Here is a 20,033-nt window from a genome sequence, read left to right on the forward strand (position 1 = left end):
CATCTCACAGTCCAGGAACAACTCTTGAGAAGACGAATACCCGTGCCGCTGGTGGCTGCTGTGGCCTGTGCCGCGCTCACCGGCGGACTGCTGACGGCCGCACCTGCCGTTGCCACGCCGAGAACCGGCACGTCCACGGATCCCGCCTCTTCACCGGCGCCTCCCGGACAGGTGCGAGATCCTGGCAGCAAGCTCGGCACGGACTGGCACTCCAGCCCCGACCGTGCGGTTACTGCCGCCGCCGATACAGACGGCCTGCGCATCCTGGTCGCCGACAGCAGCCAGGCGTACGTGTGGAAGACCGCCGCCACGCTGTCGGAACCCGGCATGCCGGCAGACTCGTGGATCGGCAACCAGTGCCAGATGGACCGGGAGCACGTGGCTGTGGTGTACGCGCCGCGCGCCTTCACCAACAAACCGGACCTGATGCAGGGAGGCGCGTTCACCGCCATCGTCGACCTCGCCTCGGGCAAGGTGACCAAGCTGCCGTTCACAGCGTCACTGGCCTACTTCGACCCGGCCTGCAACACCACCGTCCACACCGCTGCGTTCACCGCCTTCCGCGACATGAACGACCCTCGCACCACCAAGACGCGCGTGGTCACTGTGGACACCACAGGCAAGTCCACGACTACGGTGGCCGCCGAGGGCGAGGTCACCAGCGCGGTTCCGGTTACAGACGGCGTGGTTGCCACGCACGGCCGGCACCTGATCCACCTGGATCGTGCCGGAAGAGCCAAGGACCTCGCCCAGGCGGACAGCGTGCCCTTCGATATCCGCCCCACTGCCGACGGCAAGGTGGCCTTCGTCGACCGCAAGGACAACTCCACTGCCACCGCCAAGCTGTTCTCCGGAGCGGGCAAGCCCACCACCCTTGCCGCGGGCAAGCTCGGCGACCTCGATCTGACGCAGGGCGATGCGGGCAAGGTCTTCCTCACCGGGCACCCCATCAGCACTCCGGCTACTGCGGGGACCGGTGTCATACGCGTCAACGCCCCGGCAGCCACCGACGTGTCCTCGCACGGCCGCCTCGCCGTCGATCCCGTCCTCACCCCCGGCGTCCGCGCCGGACTGGCCCGCATCAAGAACGCGGGCAAGGGGTTCACCAAGACCGAGGAACCCGCCCCTCAGACTGCCGCGACCGGAGCTGACGCCGAGCCGGTGACGGTTACCAGCACCGCCACCACCACCGGGACAAAGCTCACGCAGAGCGTGCAGCCACAAGCCCCCAGTGGCACAGGGAACAAACCCTCCCCTGCCCTGGGCACGCCGAAAGCGGCGACCGGCTCCCCCAAGCGCAGCGCCGCAGCTTCCGCCGGAGTGTCCAACGATCCGACCGACCCCGACCGCTATTGCGCCGTCTCCCGCAATGACATCAACGTCCAGGCTCTGCAGCCGACACCCAATCAGGTGGAATGGGCCGTCGACATGGCCGTGCGCGGACAGTTGCGCTCCAACTGGATCCGGCAAGGCGGCTACCGCAGCCAGGCCGGCCTGGGAACCATCGATCCCCAGGGCCTGTTCCCCCCGCCGACCTTGAACGGCGGCGGCCACATCCCCGCCAACGTCCTGCTCGGCGTCATGGCCCAGGAATCGAACCTGTGGCAGGCCGAAGGAGGGGCCGTTCCCGGGCAGATGGGAAACCCGCTGGCGGCGGTCGACGGCTACTACGGCCACAAGGCCGTACCCGGAGACCCGAATTCCTACTGGCAGATTCACTGGGACCAGTCCGACTGCGGCTACGGCGTCGGTCAGGTCACCGACGGCATGCGCCTGTCCGGGCACGAGAAGCCCGGTGAGACGAGCCTGTCGCCGGCCCTGCAGAAGCTCGTTGCCGTCGACTACGCGTCGAACGTCGCCGCCGCGATGAAGATCCTCGCCAGCAAGTGGAACGAAGTCCACACCGACGGCCAGAAGATCACGGTCAACAACGACGACCCCTCCCGGGTGGAGAACTGGTTCACCGCGGTCTGGAACTACAACCTCGGCTTCAACCCGCCGTCGGAAGCCTCACAGCACAGCGGGTACTGGGGGCTGGGCTGGTACAACAACCCGTCCAACCCCCTGTACAAGAAGAGCTGGGGCCACCCCTTCATGGACACCACGGTGGACGGGGCCGAGGCCAACCGGGACGCTGCACACCCCCAGGACTGGCCCTACGAGGAGAAGGTGATGGGGTGGGCCGCCTGGTCCATCGACACGGGCTTCTCCTACGCCACCTCCGGCCGTCAGGACTGGCCCGGCGACAGCGGGTTCTCCTCCGCCGGGTTCCGGCCCGCGTGGTGGAACACCGACACCCAGCGCAGCTCCGTCTCGCCGCCCCTGGACGCCTTCTGCAACCGGGACAACAACTGCGATCCGGCCACGCCGCCGGACTGCAGGAACGAAGCCTGCTATCAGCAGTACTGGTGGAACAAGCCCAACGCGACCTGGAAACCGGACTGCGCCACCAGTTGCGGCCACGAGGCCATCAAGTACGAGACCCTGGTCGCCGAACCCGGCCGGGGCTACCGCCTCCAGAACGGCCAGCCGGTGTGCTCCGGTGCCCCCGCCGGCCTGCTCGTCACCTCCATCCCCGACGGCACCGACACCTGGGGAGACTGCGGCAAGGCGACCTCAGCGGGCTCCTTCCAGTTCACCTTCAGCCCGTCAGGAGACAACACGTACGAGGCCAAGGCGGACCTGCACCAGATCGGCGGCGGCTACGGCGGCCACTACTGGTACGCCCACACCCGCGACGACGCCCATCTCGGTGGCGCCGACGGCGCCATGAACATCGACGGCACCTGGACCCTCAACCAGGACCTCGACTGGGCGCGGGTCCTGGTCCACCTGCCCGACACCGGAGCACAGACACGGCAGGCCGCCTACACCGTCCACAACACCGACAGCAAGAGCGACACCCGCATCGTCGAACAGCGCGCCAACCGCTGGTTCAGCCTTGGCGTCTTCCACTTCGTCGGCAAGCCCAGAGTGACACTGTCGAACACCACCGCCGATGGCACAGCCGACGAGGACATCGCCTGGGAGTCCATCATCTTCCAGCCTCTGAGGGCCAAACCGAAGAACTCCGTCGTTGCCATGGGCGACTCCTACTCCTCCGGCGAGGGCGCCTCTGAAGGCGACCGCGACTACTACCCCGAGACCAACTACTACGACAAGAAGAACGACAGGACCCGCGACGCCTGCCACCGCTCCACCAACGCCTGGTCACGGCAGGCCACCCTGCCCGGCGGACCCAAGACCGTCGGCGAGCTCGAAGACAGCGGCTACGGGGACATGGACTACCACCTCATCGCCTGCTCCGGCGCCCGCACCTACAACGTCCTGAGCGAGGTGCAGGACAAGGGCGGGGAGGTCCCGCAGATCAGACAAGGCTATCTGGACCAGAACACGACCCTGGTCACGATCTCCATCGGTGGCAACGACTCACGCTTCGCCGACATTTTCCAGGCCTGTCTCCTTGCCTTCGGCTCAGGCAACTGCAAGGACAAGAAGTTCGACAAGGGGAAACTGGACCCGCTGGTAAACGGCCGGGACGCAAAATTCCTGGACCAGTCATTCGAGACAGCCGTGCCGGGAATCATCAACGAAGTCGTCCGGTCGGACATCGCCGGCATGCTGCTGCAGATCCAGGACCGCGCCCCGAACGCGAAGATCGTCCTCATGGGCTACCCGCCCCTGATCTCCGACAAGGGTTCCTGCCTGAACTGGGGCATCCCCGGGCTACCCAAGATCGGCATCAGTGAAGACTCCGCGGCCTGGCTCAACAGTGTCGCCGGTGTGCTCACCAAAGCCATGCAGGGCGCGGCGGACGACGCCAACAAGTGGGGCGCACACGTGACGTTCTCCGACCCGACCAATGACTTCGCCGGCAAAGCAATATGCGGCGAACCGGAACAAGTCCATGGGATCGTGACAAAGGCGACGAAATCTGACAGCAGCGTGGACTGGATTCCGGGGCTCAGGTCCTTCGGACTGTCCGCACAGGGATTTCATCCGAAGATCGGCGGCGCTCGCCTGTACGCCAACGCCCTGGAACGCACAGTGACAGGGATGGGCCTTTAGTCGCTCCCCCTCGCGCACCTGGGAAGGTGTCCATCCCGAATGACCTTCCCGGGCCCGCTGAAACCGTTCATGCCCATCCGACCCGCGATGCGGCTCAAGCCGGGGGCCTCCGCCATGTGTCCGAACCAGCCTGACCGTGGCCTCGTTCGAGCCATGCGCGCAGGCCCCCGCAGTCGACGCACCACGTACACACGCCCTGTCGGCGTGGGCCCGCGTGCCGCTGAGATCCGAAAGGAACCACTCACCTCGCGCTTTCACGAAACGGACTGTCCGACGGGTGGTCAGGTAGGTCAGAAGTGCCTCTGACCAGCAAGAATAAGGATTGTCGAGGTCCTTTTTCCTGTCACCGCCGGAGGCGCTTCCCAGGTGAAGGAGCGTATCGGGGCCTATTCACGCGTCCGCATCGAGGGCGGTGGTCATGCGGTGGTGGCCCAGGCTGGGGCTGTGCTACTGGTCGAGACGGTCCGCAAGGCCGGGGTGGCCCACTGCGACACCGTCAGCGGGCCCGCGCCGAGGACCGTATCCGTGACGCTCGCGCTACCGGCCTGCGCAACCTGTCCCTGCACGACACCGCGCAGAACCAGATCTGGCTGGAGAGCGAGCAGCACCACCCCGACCGGAGCCGTGGAACCCGGCGCCCACCCGACGCGACAGCCGAACGCGCCGGACCCACGTGATCCACGCAGACTGCGCCACTGCGTGGCCGCCGTGCTCGCACTCGCGGTTTCTGCCGTACCGATCGGTGCCACATCGCTGCCGACGGACGGCGACGAGATCGCCGATGCCGACCAGGTGGCGAGCGCGTCGGGTGACGCCCCGAGCGCTTCCTGGAAGCGGAGGCGACCGACAACCCCGGCTCCGCACCCGGAAGCGAGTACTGCCACGCCGGGCGAGGCCGGCCAATCACTCCGATGCACGCGCCTTTCACCCGGTTGGGGTTGCTGCCGGGGCCCGGCGGCGCCACTGCGTGAACGCTGAGGTGCTGTTGGCATCGAGGAAGGCGAGAACAGCATGACCTCATTGGCGATCTCCGGCATATCGCGCGCGCACGTCATCGTGGCCGGATGTGCCCTGGTCCTGTGCACGACGACGGCAGTCCCGGCTGCCGCGGACGGCGATACTTCCGGCGCGAAACCCACGGTGGTTCTGGTGCACGGTGCGTTCGCCGACAGTTCCAGCTGGGACGGAGTGATTTCGCGCCTTGAGCGCAGCGGCTACCCGGTGATCGCGCCCTCCAACCCGCTGCGCGGTCTGTACAACGACTCCACGTACATCGCCTCGGTACTGAACAGCGTCAAGGGCCCCGTCGTGCTGGTGGGCCACTCCTACGGCGGCGCCGTGATCAGCTCGGCCGCGGCCGGAAACCCCAAGGTGAAGTCGCTCGTGTACGTGTCGGCCCTGATGCCCGACGTGGGCGAGAGCGGCATGTCGCTGGCCGCACGGTTCCCCAGTGAACTGAGCACCGCCACCAAGGCCGTCCCGTTCCGGGAGAGCGGTCGCAGTGGGACCGACCTGTACCTCAAGCGCGACAAGGTCCACCAGGTCTTCGCCGCAGACCTGCCGGAGAGCAAGGCGAATCTGCTGGGAGCCACCCAGCGGCCCGTCGCCACGACCGCCTTCTCGGAGAAGGCCGAGGCCGCGGCCTGGAAGCAGATACCCTCCTGGGCGCTGGTAGGCCGACAGGACAAGACCATCAACCCGGATCAGGAACGCTTCCAGGCACAGCGGGCCGGCTCGCACACGGTGGAGATCAACTCTTCCCATGTGTCCCTGATCGCCCACCCCGAGGCGGTCGCCGGCCTCATCCTCCAGGCAGCTGCAGCTCCCGACTCCGCCCGGCCGTCACTGGCAGCCAGCGGATCCCCGAATGACGCACGTGCCAGGACCGTCCTCGCTCGTTTCGCCGGGGCGTTCCTGATCGTCGGCGCGGGAGCCGTTCTTCTCGGCCACCGGCTGCGACGCGTCCGCCGCTGACGGCGAACAGGCCCGATCCACAGGCCGTTTGTGCGTGTTCAGCACCCGCGCCGCTGCCGTAGGTCATCCGGTGAGGCGGGGCCTCGGAGAGGAGGCGTCAGAACGAGGTCCATGTGAACGCGACCTGGTCGCCGTTCCCTATCTCGAACCGGCAGCCGCCGACCGTCGGCAGGGTGCAGTCGGCCGGTGTTCAGCCGGTCGCGGTGCCGGGGCCCGCATCGCGGCGCGCGAAGCGGATCGGTGCCTGGAAACGGGCCTTGCGGGCGGCGCGGCTGAAGACGGTGAGGACGGCGGGGCCGGCCAGGGTGATGCAGATGAAGTTGGTGACGGCGCGGCCGGTGTCCCAGCCGAGGGAGGTGGCCAGGTCGAAGGCGATGTAGCGCTGGAACTGCTCCGTGAACGGGAGCCCCGGCAGGTAGGCGATCGAGCTGTTCGGGTCCAGGGAGAAGGGCCAGAAGGAGAGGTTCAGGAGGAAGCCGAACAAGTAGCCGGAGAGCGAGCCGTAGACGGCGAGCATGAGGACTTCTTTGCGGCCGGTCGCCCCGGGGAGGAATCCGGCGAGCATGCCGACGAAGGCACAGCCGAACATCTGGTAGGGCATCCACGGTCCCACGCCTCCGGTGATCAGCGCGGAGGCGAAGAGGGAGGTGCACCCGAGGGTGAAGCCGAAACCCGGGCCGTACACCCGGCCGGCGAGTACGAGGATGAAGAACACCGTTTCGACGCCGGCCGTGCCCGCGCCGAGAGGACGGATGGCCGCGTTGACGGCGGACAACACACCCAGCATGGCGAGCGCCTTGGAGTTGATGCCGCCCTCGGCGATCTCGGAGATCACCACGCAGAGCACGATCACCAGCAGCACGCCGAAGATCAGGAGCGGGGTGTAGTTCGAGCCGAACTTCCCAGGTGCTACGAGGAACGGCCAGAAGAACGCGACGACACCCAGAAGAGCGGCCATGGCGATGACGACTCCGGCCCGGGCACGGATGCGGATGGCCGCGGCGTACGTGCTCACGAGTCGCGGTCCGTTCCGTCGGCGGGGAGCACGGCAGCCAGCTGGTCCACGGCGAGGAAGGGCAGCGGAGCAAGGATCTTCGCGGTCTGCGGAGCGAAGACGGGGGATGCGACGATGACCTCGTCGGTGGGGCCGTCGGCCACGATGTCACCCTCGGCCATGACTACGACGCGGTCGGCCGCCCGGGCGACGAACTCCACGTCGTGCGTGGAGATCACGACGGCCCGCCCCTCGGCCGCCAGCCCGTCCACGATGCCGATCAGCTCGCCCTTGGCCCGGTAGTCGAGACCGCGCGTGGGCTCGTCCAGCAGCAGCACTCGTGGGGCTGCGGCGAGCTGGATCGCCAGGACGAGGGCCAGCTTCTGGCCCTCGGACAGGTCGCGCGGGTGAGTGGTGTCGGGGATGCCTGGTGCCAGCCGGTCCAGGACGGCGCGGGCCGGTGTCCCGTCCGCCGCGACCCCGGACTCGGAATCGGCCTGGTCGAGCTCCTGCTTGACGCTTTCCAGGTAGAGCAGGTCGGTGGGAGTCTGCGGGACCAGACCGACGAGCTGCCGGGCCGCTGCCGCCGAGACCTTCTGCGGGTCCTGTGCCTTCGGGCCGCCGGGCTCACCCACAGCCACCGAGCCGGCCCTGCGGGGCCCGGAGCCCTGGAGCGCCCAGAGCAGGGAGGACTTGCCGGAGCCGTTGCGGCCCATGAGGGCGGTGATCTCCCCGCCGCAGAGGTCGACGTCGACCTCACGGACGGCGGGAACCCCCTGGTACGCCACGGTGATCCCGCGCGCGGTGAGCAGTTCGGTGCGGCCCCTGTCGGGAGCGGGCCGCACCGCTGGGGGAGTGACGTGGGCCAGCCGGGTGCGCAGCGGTGCTGCGGCACGGCGGGCGTCGCGGATGGAGAGGGGGAGCGGGGACCAGCCGGCGGTGCGGCCGAGTTCGACGATGGGCGGTGCGACGGACGACGTACGGAAGATCTCGGCGGGCGGGCCCGAGACCACGTGACCGTCACCGGGGAGGTGGATCACGCGGTCGGCGTACTGGACGACGCGCTCCAGGCGGTGTTCGGCAAGGAGGACGGTGACGCCGAGGTCGTGGACGAGCCGGGTGACGGCGGCCAGGACCTCTTCCGCGGCAGTCGGGTCGAGGGCGGAGGTGGGTTCGTCCAGGACCAGGATCCGGGGGTGGGCGGTGAGGACGGAGCCGATGGCGACGCGCTGCTGCTGGCCTCCGGAGAGTTCGTGCAGGGCGCGGTGGCGCAGGTCGGCGAGGCCGAGCAGGTCGAGGGTCTCCTCGATGCGCTTGCGCATGGTTGCCGGGGGCACGGCCAACTGCTCCATCACATAGGCGAGTTCCTCCTCGACGGTGTCGGTGACGAAGCCGTCGAGGGGGTCCTGGCCGACGACGCCCACGATGTCGGCGAGTTCGCGGGGCGGATGGTCCGCGGTGTCCCGCCCGTCCACGGTGACGCGCCCGAAGAGGGTGCCTCCGGTGAAGTGGGGGACGAGGCCGTTGACGGCGCCCAGCAGGGTGGATTTGCCGACGCCGGTGTGGCCCACGACGAGGCAGAGTTCGCCTTCCTCCACCGTGAGGTTCACGTCCCGCAGGACCGGTTCGGACGTGTCCTCGTACTGGACGGTGACCTGATCGAAGGTGATCACTTCGGTTCCTCGGTGCGCTGCGCGGGGACGGCCGGACGGATGGGCGTGCTCGCGGGTGGGGCCAGGAATCCGGCGGCTCCCGCGAGGAGGATCGCGGCGGCCGGGACGAGTGGCAGAGGCGGCCAGCTGAGCGGGTAGATGGAGGGATTCAACTCGGTGGCGTCGAAGCCGATGTCGGTGAACAGGAGCACGGCCGACAGGACCCCGCAGCCCGCGACGGCCCACTCGGCGGCCCGCCAGGGGTCGGGCCGGTAGGCCGTGCGCGTGACCCTGCGCCCGCCGAGGCGCAGTCCGGCCACACACAGCAGCCCGCCGGCCGCGAGGGCGGGAAGGCCGAGCAAGGCCGGCGCGGTGGCGTCGAGGAGCCCGTAGGCGCCGGCGCACAGGCCGCACATGCCGAGCAGCATGAGGGCGCCGGTCGCGCGGCGGGAGCGGCGGGTGGCGGTCCCGGCGCGTCCGTAACCGCGGGAGTCCATGGCGGCGGCCAGCCGGAGGGAGCGTTCCAGGGCGTCTTCGAGGACGGGGACGACGATGCCGCGCAGGGCACGCAGGCCCTTGGAGCGTCCGGCCCGCAGCCGCCGGGCCCGGTGCACGCGCTGGACGCTCTGGACCAGTTGGGGTGCCACGCTGATGGAGACGGTGACGGCGACGCCCAGCTCGTACAGGGCGCCCGGCAGTACGCGAAGCGCACGCTTGGGGTTGGCGAGGGTGTTGGCGGCGCCGATGCAGCAGAGCAGACAGGCGAGGCGCAACCCGTCGGTGGCGGCCGACAGCAACGCCTCCAGGGAGACGGGGCCGCCGAGTCGGATGCCGGCGTACCAATCGGGGGTGGGGATGTGGGGGAGCGAGAAGAGGAAGTGGTCGTGGGGCGTGATGCCGGTGGCGAAGACGGCACGGAAGACCACGCGGATCGCCACGACGGTCAGGGCCAGGCAGAGGTAGTACTTGAAGCCTCTGGCCCAGGGCGCCTCCGTCCGCCGCACGGTGATGACGTATCCGAGGACCGTGAGGACCAGGAGCAGCAGCAGTGGATTGTTCGTGCGGCTGACGGCGGTGGCGAGGGCCAGGGCCCAGATCCACCATGCGACGGGGTGCAGGGTGCGGGGCAGCCGGCGGCCGCCCGGGTCCGGCGTGAGGCCGGACGCAGGCGGCCTGGCCACGTCCGTGCTGGTGTGGGGCACGCGGCTACTCCGTGCGGCGGCGCTTCGCCGCGTACCAGGCGGCGCCGCCGATGAGCAGGACGAGCACACCGGTCGCCAGGGCGGGCAGGTACGAGCCCACGTCGTGCTTCGCGTCGGCCGCGGGCGCTGCGTCGACGACTCCGGGCCCGGAACCGGGCGCGCTGGACGGCGGCGATGCGGAGGGCGTCGGCGAGACGCTTCCGGAGGGGCTCGCCGGGGCCGGCGCGCTCTTCGAAGCCGAGGGGCTCGGTGGTGGCGTCGTGGAGGGAGGCGCAGGGTCTGCCGGGGGTGGATTCTCCGGTTCGGGGCCGGTGTTGGTGTTCGGCGGAAGATGCCGGGCTGTACGGGTGTCCTCGGGGGCGGGTTTGCCGCCGCCGGTGGGCTTCGTGTTCTTCGCACGCAGCTGATCCGGGGTGACGGTGGGACGGCCCCGGGTGCCCTCGATGTTCGTCCCGCCGAAGATCCACAGGTCGACGCTGCCGGGCTTCGGCTTGTAGAGCATGGCGCCGAGCTGGCTGTACTCCCAGGTGTCCTGTCCCGGGCCGGCGTGCCAGTACGACCAGTAGGCGGAGGCGGGCGGTGTCAGTACGCAGTCGTCCTGCTTCGGCGTCGGATACTGCTTGCCGCCCTGGTGTCCGCTGTACCCGATGCGGCAGATGAAGGCGGCGCCGTCGTGGCCGGTGCCGGTGGTCCGCCAGCCGCCCTGATTGAGGAGCTCGTATCCGGTGGTGGGAGTCGTCCCGCAGGAGCGGTAGATGGGCCCGCCCCAATGGCTGAAGTCCACGGCGAGCACCACACCCGAGGAGGTGGTGCACTGCCCCACCGGCTGCGGGGCGGCCCCGGCCGGGGCCGCGGTGGCGGTGAACGCCGCCACCGTCAGCCCCAGGGCGGCCGCCGTACGGGCCGGGGCGCGCAGGACACGACTGCTCCTCATGCCTCGCTCCCGGTGGTCTCGCGCCGGCGCCGGGCGGCGCGGGTCGCGCCCCAGCCGCCGAGGACCAGCACCACAGCGGCGAGCGCGAGGGCGAGGGTCTGTGCACCGGTGGAGGCGAGGACGCCGCCCGGCCCCGAGTCGCCGTCCGCACCGGCTCCGCCCGTCTCCTCGCCCGGGGTCACGATGTCCGGCGCCGAAGGAGAGCCGGATGGCCGGCCCGAGCCACTGGGCGAGGGCTCCGGAGTGGTCCCGTCGAGGCTGCGAGTGAGGGTGCCGAAGGAGATGCCGGTGGCGCCGCCGACGGCTTGTGCCGAGGCGCGGACGTCGGATCCGGGCTGCCCGCCCTCGATGACCTTGAACCCGCCGTCGGCGTTCTGCTGCGAGGCCAGGAACTTGCGGGCCTTGGCGATGCCGCCCGCGTACTTCGTGGCGTCGAGCGACAGGCCCTGCACTGCCAGAGCGGCGGAGTTCACTGAATTGCCGGATGCGCCGGGGAAGCCACCGTCCGCCAGCTGCTGGGTGGCCAGCCAGGCGAGGGCCTTGTCCACGGCTGCTTGCGAGTCGGCGTCGGGCAGCAGGTCCAGGGTCATCGCTGCCATCGCGGTGGAGTCGACCTCGGCGTCGCTCTTCTCGCCGATCAGGCTCGGCCAAGCACCCGAGGGCTCCTGAAGGCTCTTGAGATAGGCGATCGGTTCGGCCGCGGCGGCCGTCTCGCCCGCGCGGACCTGGGCCATCACGCCGAGGGACTGGGAGAAGACGGAAGTGGCATAGGTGTAGTTGCCCTTGGCCGCGCAGGGGCGCGGCGTCGGCGTCTTCTCCGGGCAGACGGCCTCGGCCAGCGCGCCGATCAGGTCCTGCCCGCCGAATTCGCGGGGGTCGCGGCCCACCACCTCGGCCAGGACGGCCGCCTTGCCGATGAAGCCGCCCCCCGCGTACTCGGTGCCGATCAGCGTCCAGTCATGAATGCCGCGGCCCTTGCCGTCCTTGCCGCCCTTGTCGAGGAAGTCCACGATGTTGCGCAGAGCGGCGTTGTCGTGGCCGGTCGCGGCGAGCGCGTAGGCGCCGTCGATGGTCATGCCGAAATCGGCGAACCCGGATCCCTTGGCGTTCTCGTAGTAGTGGCCCTGGATCAGCCGTTTGTGATCGGTGAGGTAGGTCGTGCCCTTCTTCAGGTCGGGCCCGTCACCTGCCGGAGGGCCGGTCGGCGGGTCGACCTTCTTGGTGGTCAGCGCGACCAGGTCGCTCCTGGCACCCGCGATGACAACCGGGGTGGTGGCGAACAACCGGGGTTCGGCCTCGCCCTCCTCGAAGCCGAAGCCACCCTGGGGGAGCTGCTGCCCGGAGAGCCAGGAGACTCCCGCGTCGGCCCGGGCAGTGTCGCCCAGGGCGCGCAGGGCCTGCGCCGCCCAGCCGGTGGGGCCCGCGCTGCCGGTCGTCAGGTACGAGGCGGAGGGCCAGGCACCGGTCGGGAGCTGGGACTTCTCGAGGTAGGCCCGCGCCTTGTCGACCACCGCGTCGTGGCCGCCGGCCCGCTTGAGGGCCAGGGTGATCAGTCCGGTGGAACTCACGTCGCTGTCGCACCACTCGCCGGCCCGGATGAGGATGCCCGTGAAGCCGCCGTCCTCGCACTGGAGTCCGGTCAGCCGGGTCACGGCGTCGGCCGGGGGTGCCACGTCGCCGTTCAGCAGGGCGATGACGGCCATGGCCTGGGCGTCGGCCTGCCCGGTGGTGCGGAAGTCGCCCTTGGTGAGGCAACCGGGGATCGTCTCGCCGTCGCCGATGTCTCTCGGGCAGACGTACGTGACGAGATCCCCGAGAAGATCGTGTCCGCCGAAGTCGCGCGGGTCCTTGCCGGTGGCCTCGGCCACGAGCGCCAGACGTGCGGCGGCCGAGGCGTCGGGAATCCCGTCCTTGCCGGCGGGGTACGCGTACGCGTCCGTCTGCGCGGGTGCAGCGAGGAACGCGGCGGCCTTTCGCGCCGCCGGGCTCTTGGGGTCGGCGGCGGCCAGGGCGTAGACGACCTCGGTGGTGAGCATGTGGTTCGCAGTGGTGGCGTCCTCGTCGACGACACGCTCCTCGTCCGTCAGCCTCCCGGTGAGCCAGCGGGTGGCCGCGGGCACGTCGACCGAGGCCGGGGGCACGGTCGGGGAGCCGGTGGGACCGGTCGGGTCCGTGGTGGGGCCGCCGCCCTTGGCCCGCACATCGTCGGGGGAGAAGGTGGGCTTGCCGGTGGTGCCGCCGACATCGGTGCCGCCGAACACCCAGGCGTCCACGTCACCGTCCTCGGGGGTGCGGGACATGGCGCCGAGGGGGCTGTAGGTCCAGTTCTTCTGCCCGGGCGAGGCGATCCAGTACGACCAGTACGCGGTGGCCTGCGGGGTGAGGACGCAGTCCTCCTTGTCCGGAGTGGGGTAGTGCGTACCGGTGTTGAAGGAGCCGTTGCCTATCCGGCAGATGAATCCGTCGCCGTCGTGGACGGTGCCGGTGGTGCTGAAACCGCCCTCGTGCAGCAACTCGTAGCCGGTCGTGGGGGTGGTGTCGCAGCCGCGTACCACCGGGCCGCCGAAGGGGCCGAAGTCGACGGCGACAACAGCGCCGGTGGTGGCGGTGCACTGCTCGACGGGGTCGGCATTCGCCGACGAGGCGGTGGAGAACGCCACTGCCGCACCGAGCATCAGAAGGGAAGCGGTCAAGAGGGACAGCAGCCGCTGTCTCCCGCTTGTCCGCCGTTTCGCCTGCTGTTCGGTCCCCACGCGGCCCCCTCGTCCCTGCCGGGCGGCTGCGTACGTGGCGATGCGTCCCCGCACGGCTGCTGTGCCATGGGGAGGGTGCGACGACCACGCCGTAGTCCGCGACGGCGTTCCTCGTGTCTCTGTCCTTGCTCCAGGCATTCCGGCTCACCCGGGACGAACCGGGCCTACGGTTGCGGGTCAGCGCCGGAATTCGACCGGCTTCCCCTGGTGCTGAGTGCTTGTCAGCCGGAGTGCAACACGGATCCGGTCGGGGCGTCAAGACGGTGTGTGTCTCACCGGACGAATCCCGGACACCCGCGGTCCGTCCCCGTCCGCATGGCTGGCGGACCCTTGACGACTCGGGTAGCGTCCTGGGCTGCCAGATGGGGGAATCCGGTGTGAATCCGGAGCTGACGCGCAGCGGTGTGGGGCGGCGGGGGCCGTGTCCGAGCCCGAATGCCCATACGGCGAAGCAGTACAAGAAGCCGTACCACGCGTTCCGGACGGCGGCTCCCGACCATGCCCGGCCGTGCCCTTGCACGGAGAAGCCCGGCATGCACTGGAGGCCGGCGTCCGCCGATTCCAGGAGCAGGCCATGCCCCGTCTTCGTACGTCCCGCCGCCTCGCACTCGCGCTGCCCGCAGCGTTCGGCGCTCTCGCCCTCACCGCTCTGCCCGCCTTCGCGACCTCCAGTCCCGCCCAGGTGGCCACGTCCAGGACCAACGGCGTCACCTATCTCAAGTCGCTCCAGGCGGCGGACGGTTCGTACGCCGGCTCAGGTTTGTCCAACGAGTGGGCGTTCAGCGCCTTCGCGGCGTCCGGCACCGCCGTCGTCGATGTCGCCCCAGGTGGTGACACCACGAAGAACGCCCGCACCGTCTACCGCGACCTGCTGTCCACCTCCGGCTGGCCCTCCGCCGCCCCCGTGGTCACCGACTACGAGCGGGGCACGCTGAACGCGTACGCCGCCGGCATCGACCCGGCCCGCGTCTCCGCCTCCCGCAACCTCGTCGCCGACATCTACTCGTACTGGCAGACCGCCGAGCCCGGCTACTTCGGTCCGTCCGGAAACTTCAACGGCACCGTCTTCGCGGCACTTGCCCTCGGCGGTGCCAGGACCCGGGCCGGCGGCGCCCGCATCCCGCAGTCGCTGACCGACTCGATCGTCACCCGTATCCGGGCCAACCAGCACGTCGACGGCGGCTGGACCTTCAGCAGGGCCGAAGGCGACCCCACTGCTCTCAACTCCGCGAGCGACGTCGACATGACCGGCGCCGCGATGGCCGCCCTCTGCGTCTCGGGCGTTCCCAACACCGACGCGGACGTCGTCCAGGCCAAGGACTTCCTCAAGGGCAAACTGGTCGCCACCACCGGTGCGTTCAACTCCCTCTACGGAGTCAACACCAGCTCCAACGGCTGGGGCGTGGCGGGCCTGAACGCCTGCGGAATCAACCCCCAGACCGGCGACTTCGTCACGGTCAACGGCAAGACACCGATCGACTTCCTCATCGCGAACCAGTTCAACCCGGCAGGCGGTTTCAAGTACAAGCCTTCCGACACCGCGCCCTCCTCCTATTCCTCGATCGACGCACTTCGCGCGGTCGCCGGCGGCGGGTTCACGGCTGCCCCGCCGGTCCCGGTCACCCCGGGTGCCCCGCGGTGGGTCGCCCAGCCCACCTTCACCGCCGGCACCTCCACCAAGCTCGCGCTCACCGTCGACGACGGCACCGGCAACCTGAAGGTGTGCTCGGTGCCCTTCACCCCGACCGGGACGACCACGACCCTCGGCGACGTACTGGCCGCCGCGACGAGCGGAGCCTCTCCGGCGGGCTGCGTCACGAGCGTGACCCCCTCGTCGGGCACCGGCACCATCACCGCGGTCAACGGCAAGACCAACAGCGGCTCCGACACCTGGAAGGCCAGTGTGGACGGAGCCGCCTTCGACGGTGCCGTTCGCGAGAAGGTGATCGACGTGGGCGATACCATCGCCCTGCGCTGGGGGGCCTGATTCTCACGGGTGAGGGCCCCGCCGAGGGCCCTCACCCACGTTTCATGGTGAGGTACCCGCACGTCGCGGACTGCGGGGTTCTCAGGGAGACCGGTACCGCGACTGTCGCATCAGCGTGATGTGCTGTGTCCTCGACTCAGGTGACATCCAAGGACGTTCAGCGGGAACAGGATCGGTTCCGGACCACGGCCCCGACGTCAGCCGTCCACGGAGTCAGGCCGGAGCCGCAACAGATAGGTGTCCATGATCCAGCCGTGCTCGGCCCGGGCCTCGGCACGGACCTGCCTGATTCGGCCGGAGACTTCGTCGACCGGTCCGGCGATCAGGATTTCGTCCGGAGTTCCGAGGTAGGCACCCCAGTAGATCCATGTGCCGCCGCCTGCGAAGTACTGGAAGGACTCGTGGGCGTCGAGCATGACGACGACATCACCGTCGTCGTTCTGGAGGCCCTCGGGGAGCCGTCGCCCGGGAGTGATGCGGATGGGCCGGCCGACCCGGTTGAGGTTGATGCGGTGACGCGCGGCCAGAGCGGAGACGCTGCTGATCCCGGGGATCACCTCGTGCTCGAACGTCACCTCACCGCGGGCCTTGATGTCTTCCAGGATGGCGAGAGTGCTGTCGTACAACGACGGGTCGCCCCACACCAGGAAGGCTCCGCGCTGGCCCGGCGCCAGTTCGTCACGGATCAGTTGCTCGCAGACGTCGGCACGCCGACGCCGCCAGTCGTGTACCGCTTCGGCGTATCGCGAGGACTCGTCCTGGGAGCGGTCACGCCACGGATCCTCGGCTTCGACGACGCGGTACGGCCCGGGCACGTGCTCGGCGAGCATGTCCCGCCGCAGCTGTGTGAGGGAGCTCTTCTCCCGGCCCTTGCCGAGCACGAAGAAGACATCGGTTCTGCGCATGGCCTTGATGGCGGCCAGCGTCAGCTGGTCCGGGTCACCCGATCCGATGCCGATGACGGCGAGGCGCCGAGCCTCGTTGCTCATACGGTGATCCTCCTTCTGCTCCTGGGCGTCGTGTTCCACGGCCGCTGTGCCGGCCGTACCGTGCGGACCCGGTAGGGACGGCTCGGACACGACTCGAAATCCCCGGCCATGCCAAAGCGTATTCCGAGGTGACGGCCTGGGTTCGGCAGCAGAAGTTGCAGTGATCAGGTGGAGGCTCCGGGGTGGTGGTTGCCGTTCGCGCGCCGGTGCCGCACGAGGTTGGTCCGTTGGCTCCGATGCGACGGGCAAGGTGCAGCCATTCTGGACCATTGGCCCAATGAGTGGGGCTTGATTTGAACCACTAGCCCTCAGGATGCTGAGATGGGGATGTCAATGGCGCTGCGGGTTCCCCCAGGGATCTCTGCGGCGCCTTTCTCGTGTCCGCACTGGTCTATGTGCGAAAGGGGCAGGGCAGCTTGCTGAAGAGGGCATTCGTTGCACACGATCCGGGGCGGATTCGGCTGCGGTTCGCGTGCCGGGCCGTGCTCGGCATTGGGCTCGCCGTCGCGTTGTGCGGGGCGGCCGGGCACTCACTGGCGGCGGCCATCACCGGTGGCCTGGCCGCGCTGCTCGCCCTGTTCACGGTGACCGACCCGACGGTGCGGGGGCAGGCGATCACGACCGTGTTTCTCCCCGTCGTCGGTCTGCCGGTGCTCACGCTCGCCGCCGTGCTGCACGATGTGCCCGTCGCGCGCGACCTGGCGTTCCTCGCCGTCGTGGGGGCGGGGGTGTACGCGCGGCGGTGGGGACCTCGCGGGCACTCGCTGGGCGTGTTCGGCTTCATGGCCTATTTCTCGGCCCAGTTCCTGCACACCGTGCCCGGCCGGCTGCCCGAGCTGTACGCGGCCGTGCTGTTGTCGCTCGTCGCGTCGTCGGTGGTGCGGTTCGGGGTGTGGTGCTATGAGCGGCGGCTCGCGGTACCCGTGGCAGTCGCTCTTCCTGCCGGGGCCGCGGGGCTCGGTCGAATCACGACGCGGCAGGCCGTGCAAGCGACGTTGGGGGCGGGGTTCGCGCTCGCGGTGGGGCAGGTGCTCTCCGATCAGCGTTGGTACTGGGCGGTCGGAGCCACCTGGTGGGTCTTCGTGGCCACGGCCTCGCGAGGCGAGGTCGTCGTGCGCGGGTTCCGGCGATTCCTGGGGACGGTGCTCGGGATCGGGTTGGGCTTCGCCGTCGCTGTGCCACTGCACCATGAGCCGGTCGTGGCCGCCGTGGTGGTGGCGATGAGTGTGTTCGGGATCTTCTATACCGCCGCTGTCTCCTATACCTGGATGATGCTGGCCGTGACCGTGATGGCGAGCATGCTGTACGGGCTGCTCGGCGTGCTCGACGCGGATCTGCTCATGCTGCGGGTGGCTGAGACGGCGGTCGGGGCGCTCGGTGCCGTACTGGCGGTGCTGTTCGTGCTGCCGGTGACCACGCACGCGGTGACCGAGGCGTGGGTGGAGCGGGCGCTGCGGTGCGTGCACGTGTGCACGGCGGAGGCAGCCGCCCGGCTCGCCGGGAGCGAGGACGCCGACCCGCCCCGGCGCGTTGTCGAACTGGAGGCGATCCTCGGCCGGGTGCGCTTGTCGCTCGCGCCGCTGGAGCATCCGCTCAACCCGATGAAGGCCCGCAAGCGACGGGCGCGGCAGGTGCTCGCACTGCTCGACGACTGCGCACGCGAGGTGCGCGGCCTGGCCTCCGTCGCTGCCGATCCGGAGGCCTCGCACGACGTCCGGCTCGCCGCGGCCTGCTGGCGCGTGGAGGCTGCCGTCGAGGCCCTCACCGATGCGCCGGCCCTCGGGCGGGACCTCCGGCTCGACAACGCGACGGCTGCACAGCCCGCGGGCGTCGAACCGGTGCTCGCCCACCTCCATGCGCTGGAGCGGGCCCTGCTCGAACTTGCCGTTCCGCTGCGGAGGTCCAGCCGAATTCCGGCCGGCGCCTGAGCCGCCGCGCGCGGCGAGATTACCGAGCACCGACCGACCCGGCACTGCTCCTCGGCCCCGACAGCTGGGTCGGCGCGAGCATGACGGTGCGATCGCCCACCCGGCAGCGGAAACCGTTCGGCTTCGCCGGGGGCCTGAGGACTTCGACCCGCGGCAGCGGTCCGGCGTACCGGACGCCCCGCCGCTCACGGCGGTGGCCGAGCCCGCGCTCCCCCATGCCCGGCCTGGAACGGGCGCCGGCCGGACCGGCCGCACCGCTGCGCAGCGACCCGCGCGCTCCGCTGATCGGCGTGTGAACAGCCCCGGACACGTTCCCGCGGGCGACCCCGGCAGCCGGGGCGCTGGTCCGGACCAGGCCGGTGACTGTACCGTCGATCCGGAAGATCACGACGGTACGGACCGTCGTGATCAGTCGGCGGAGAGGGGACATACGGTGACCGGCAGTGCGGTGGGCAGCGACGACGGCGCGGTACGGGCATTCATCGGGTCGTTCACCTCGGCGGGCGGACGGGGAATCACCGTCGCCGCCGTGGACGACGGGACCGGGGCGCTGAGCGTCCTCGGCGCCACCGGCACGGTCCCCGACCCCTCGTATCTCGCCCTGGGCCACGGGCCGGGGCCGGGCGGCGGCGCGCTCTACGCGGTCAGCGAGACCGAGCACGGCGCGGCAGCCGCCATGGACATCACCGGCGACGTGCCGCGGCCGATCGACGGGATCCGGCCGGTGGACGGCAGCGGCCCCACCCATCTCGCGCTCGCCGGCGGTCATCTGCTCACCGCCAACTACGGCGCGGGCAGCGTCAGCGTCCTGCCCGTGCGGCCGGACGGTTCCCTCGGCCCGGTCGCCTCCGTGCTCCAGCACGAGGGCAGCGGCCCCGACGCCGACCGGCAGCAGGCCCCGCACGCCCACCAGGTGCTGCCCGACCCCTCGGGGAACTGGGTGCTCAGCGTGGACCTCGGGACCGACTCCGTACGGATCTGCGCACTCGACACCACGACCGGGACGCTGCGGCTGCACGGCGAGACGGCCCTGCGGCCCGGCACGGGACCGCGCCATCTGGCCTTCCACCCCGCCGGCGGCCACGCCTACGTCCTGAACGAACTCGAACCGACCGTCACCGCATGCAGGTGGAACGCCGCCGCGGGCGTCCTGGAGCCGGTCGGGGAGACGCCCGTGCTGCCGGCGGGAGCGGAGGACGGAGAGGCGGCGACCTACCCCTCCGAGATCGTCGTCTCGCACGACGGACGGTTCCTCTGGACCGCCAACCGGGGGCACGACAGCATCTCGGTTCTCGCACTCGACGCGACCGGCGAGAAGCCGGCCCTGGTCACGACCGTGCACTGCGGCGGGCACTGGCCGCGCGATCTCGCACTCGACCCCACCGGCCGACGGCTGTACGCGGCCAACGAGCGGTCCGGCGACGTCACCTGGTTCGACATCGACCCGGAGACCGGCGTCCCGAGCCGCGCGGGCTCGCTCGACGCCCCCGCCGCATCCTGCGTGATCTTCGCCTGACCTCGTGCCGCGCACCGCACGAACGCCGGACGGGCC

The 20,033-nt window shown here is 70.2% G+C and carries 11 protein-coding genes and 1 riboswitch; of the genes, 5 read left to right on the forward strand and 6 right to left on the reverse strand.

Annotated features, from left to right (window positions below; all coding sequences use genetic code 11):
- Positions 1 to 24: 24 nt before the first annotated feature.
- Together ACWCPY_RS23020 and ACWCPY_RS23025 are read left to right on the forward strand one after the other, a co-directional pair.
- Positions 25 to 4,068 carry an SGNH/GDSL hydrolase family protein gene (locus tag ACWCPY_RS23020; protein ID WP_451267748.1) on the forward strand — a complete coding sequence of 1,348 codons (4,044 nt, stop codon included), beginning with the start codon at positions 25 to 27 and terminating at the stop codon, positions 4,066 to 4,068.
- Between the two features lie 1,011 nt (positions 4,069 to 5,079).
- Positions 5,080 to 6,042 (forward strand): alpha/beta fold hydrolase, encoded by a 963-nt coding sequence (locus ACWCPY_RS23025; protein ID WP_451267750.1) that lies wholly within the window; start codon positions 5,080 to 5,082, stop codon positions 6,040 to 6,042.
- 190 nt (positions 6,043 to 6,232) lie between these two features.
- On the opposite strand, the gene ACWCPY_RS23030 is transcribed toward ACWCPY_RS23025, so the two are convergent.
- The 5 genes from ACWCPY_RS23030 to ACWCPY_RS23050 are packed head-to-tail and all read right to left on the reverse strand — an operon-like array spanning position 6,233 to position 13,577.
- A complete protein-coding gene (locus ACWCPY_RS23030) occupies positions 6,233 to 7,057 on the reverse strand; it encodes an ECF transporter S component (protein WP_451267752.1) in 825 nt (274 codons plus the stop codon).
- A complete protein-coding gene (locus ACWCPY_RS23035) occupies positions 7,054 to 8,709 on the reverse strand; it encodes an ABC transporter ATP-binding protein (RefSeq protein ID WP_451267754.1) in 1,656 nt (551 codons plus the stop codon). Before ACWCPY_RS23035 ends, ACWCPY_RS23030 begins: the two co-directional genes overlap by 4 nt.
- Positions 8,706 to 9,890 carry an energy-coupling factor transporter transmembrane component T gene (locus ACWCPY_RS23040; RefSeq protein WP_451267756.1) on the reverse strand — a complete coding sequence of 395 codons (1,185 nt, stop codon included), beginning with the start codon at positions 9,888 to 9,890 and terminating at the stop codon, positions 8,706 to 8,708. Before ACWCPY_RS23040 ends, ACWCPY_RS23035 begins: the two co-directional genes overlap by 4 nt.
- Before the next feature lie 4 nt (positions 9,891 to 9,894).
- The gene (locus ACWCPY_RS23045; protein WP_451267758.1) at positions 9,895 to 10,824 is read right to left on the reverse strand and encodes a hypothetical protein; all 930 of its coding nucleotides are present in this window, start codon (positions 10,822 to 10,824) and stop codon (positions 9,895 to 9,897) included.
- The gene (locus ACWCPY_RS23050) at positions 10,821 to 13,577 is read right to left on the reverse strand and encodes a prenyltransferase/squalene oxidase repeat-containing protein (RefSeq protein WP_451267760.1); all 2,757 of its coding nucleotides are present in this window, start codon (positions 13,575 to 13,577) and stop codon (positions 10,821 to 10,823) included. Before ACWCPY_RS23050 ends, ACWCPY_RS23045 begins: the two co-directional genes overlap by 4 nt.
- Positions 13,578 to 13,903: 326 nt before the next feature.
- A riboswitch (cobalamin riboswitch) is annotated at positions 13,904 to 14,033 on the forward strand.
- Positions 14,034 to 14,151: 118 nt separating this feature from the next.
- Between ACWCPY_RS23050 and ACWCPY_RS23055 the strand changes: the two genes are divergently transcribed.
- Complete coding sequence (locus tag ACWCPY_RS23055; protein WP_451267762.1) at positions 14,152 to 15,564, forward strand: hypothetical protein; 1,413 nt, start codon at positions 14,152 to 14,154, stop codon at positions 15,562 to 15,564.
- A 197-nt stretch (positions 15,565 to 15,761) separates the two neighbouring features.
- Here ACWCPY_RS23055 and cobF read toward each other — a convergent pair whose 3' ends face one another.
- Positions 15,762 to 16,553, reverse strand: a complete 792-nt coding sequence (cobF, locus tag ACWCPY_RS23060; protein ID WP_451267764.1) for a precorrin-6A synthase (deacetylating) — start codon at positions 16,551 to 16,553, stop codon at positions 15,762 to 15,764.
- Between the two features lie 416 nt (positions 16,554 to 16,969).
- On the opposite strand from cobF, the gene ACWCPY_RS23065 reads away from it, so the two are divergent.
- Both ACWCPY_RS23065 and ACWCPY_RS23070 read left to right on the forward strand, forming a co-directional pair.
- Complete coding sequence (locus tag ACWCPY_RS23065) at positions 16,970 to 18,481, forward strand: FUSC family protein (RefSeq protein ID WP_451267766.1); 1,512 nt, start codon at positions 16,970 to 16,972, stop codon at positions 18,479 to 18,481.
- Positions 18,482 to 18,929: 448 nt separating this feature from the next.
- Positions 18,930 to 19,997: a lactonase family protein gene (locus ACWCPY_RS23070; RefSeq protein ID WP_451267847.1), complete on the forward strand. Its 1,068-nt coding sequence runs from the start codon at positions 18,930 to 18,932 to the stop codon at positions 19,995 to 19,997.
- Positions 19,998 to 20,033 lie beyond the last annotated feature (36 nt).

It is taken from the genome of Streptomyces sp. NPDC002403 (genome assembly GCF_053593015.1).

What these genes read in the sequence shown, in the direction of transcription:
- ACWCPY_RS23025 (WP_451267750.1), top strand. Translation starts at nt 5,080, where the DNA reads ATGACCTCATTGGCGATCTCCGGCATATCGCGCGCGCACGTCATCGTG.
- ACWCPY_RS23045 (WP_451267758.1), bottom strand. Translation starts at nt 10,824, where the DNA reads ATGAGGAGCAGTCGTGTCCTGCGCGCCCCGGCCCGTACGGCGGCCGCC.
- ACWCPY_RS23055 (WP_451267762.1), top strand. Translation starts at nt 14,152, where the DNA reads ATGCCCCGTCTTCGTACGTCCCGCCGCCTCGCACTCGCGCTGCCCGCA.
- cobF (WP_451267764.1), bottom strand. Translation starts at nt 16,553, where the DNA reads ATGAGCAACGAGGCTCGGCGCCTCGCCGTCATCGGCATCGGATCGGGT.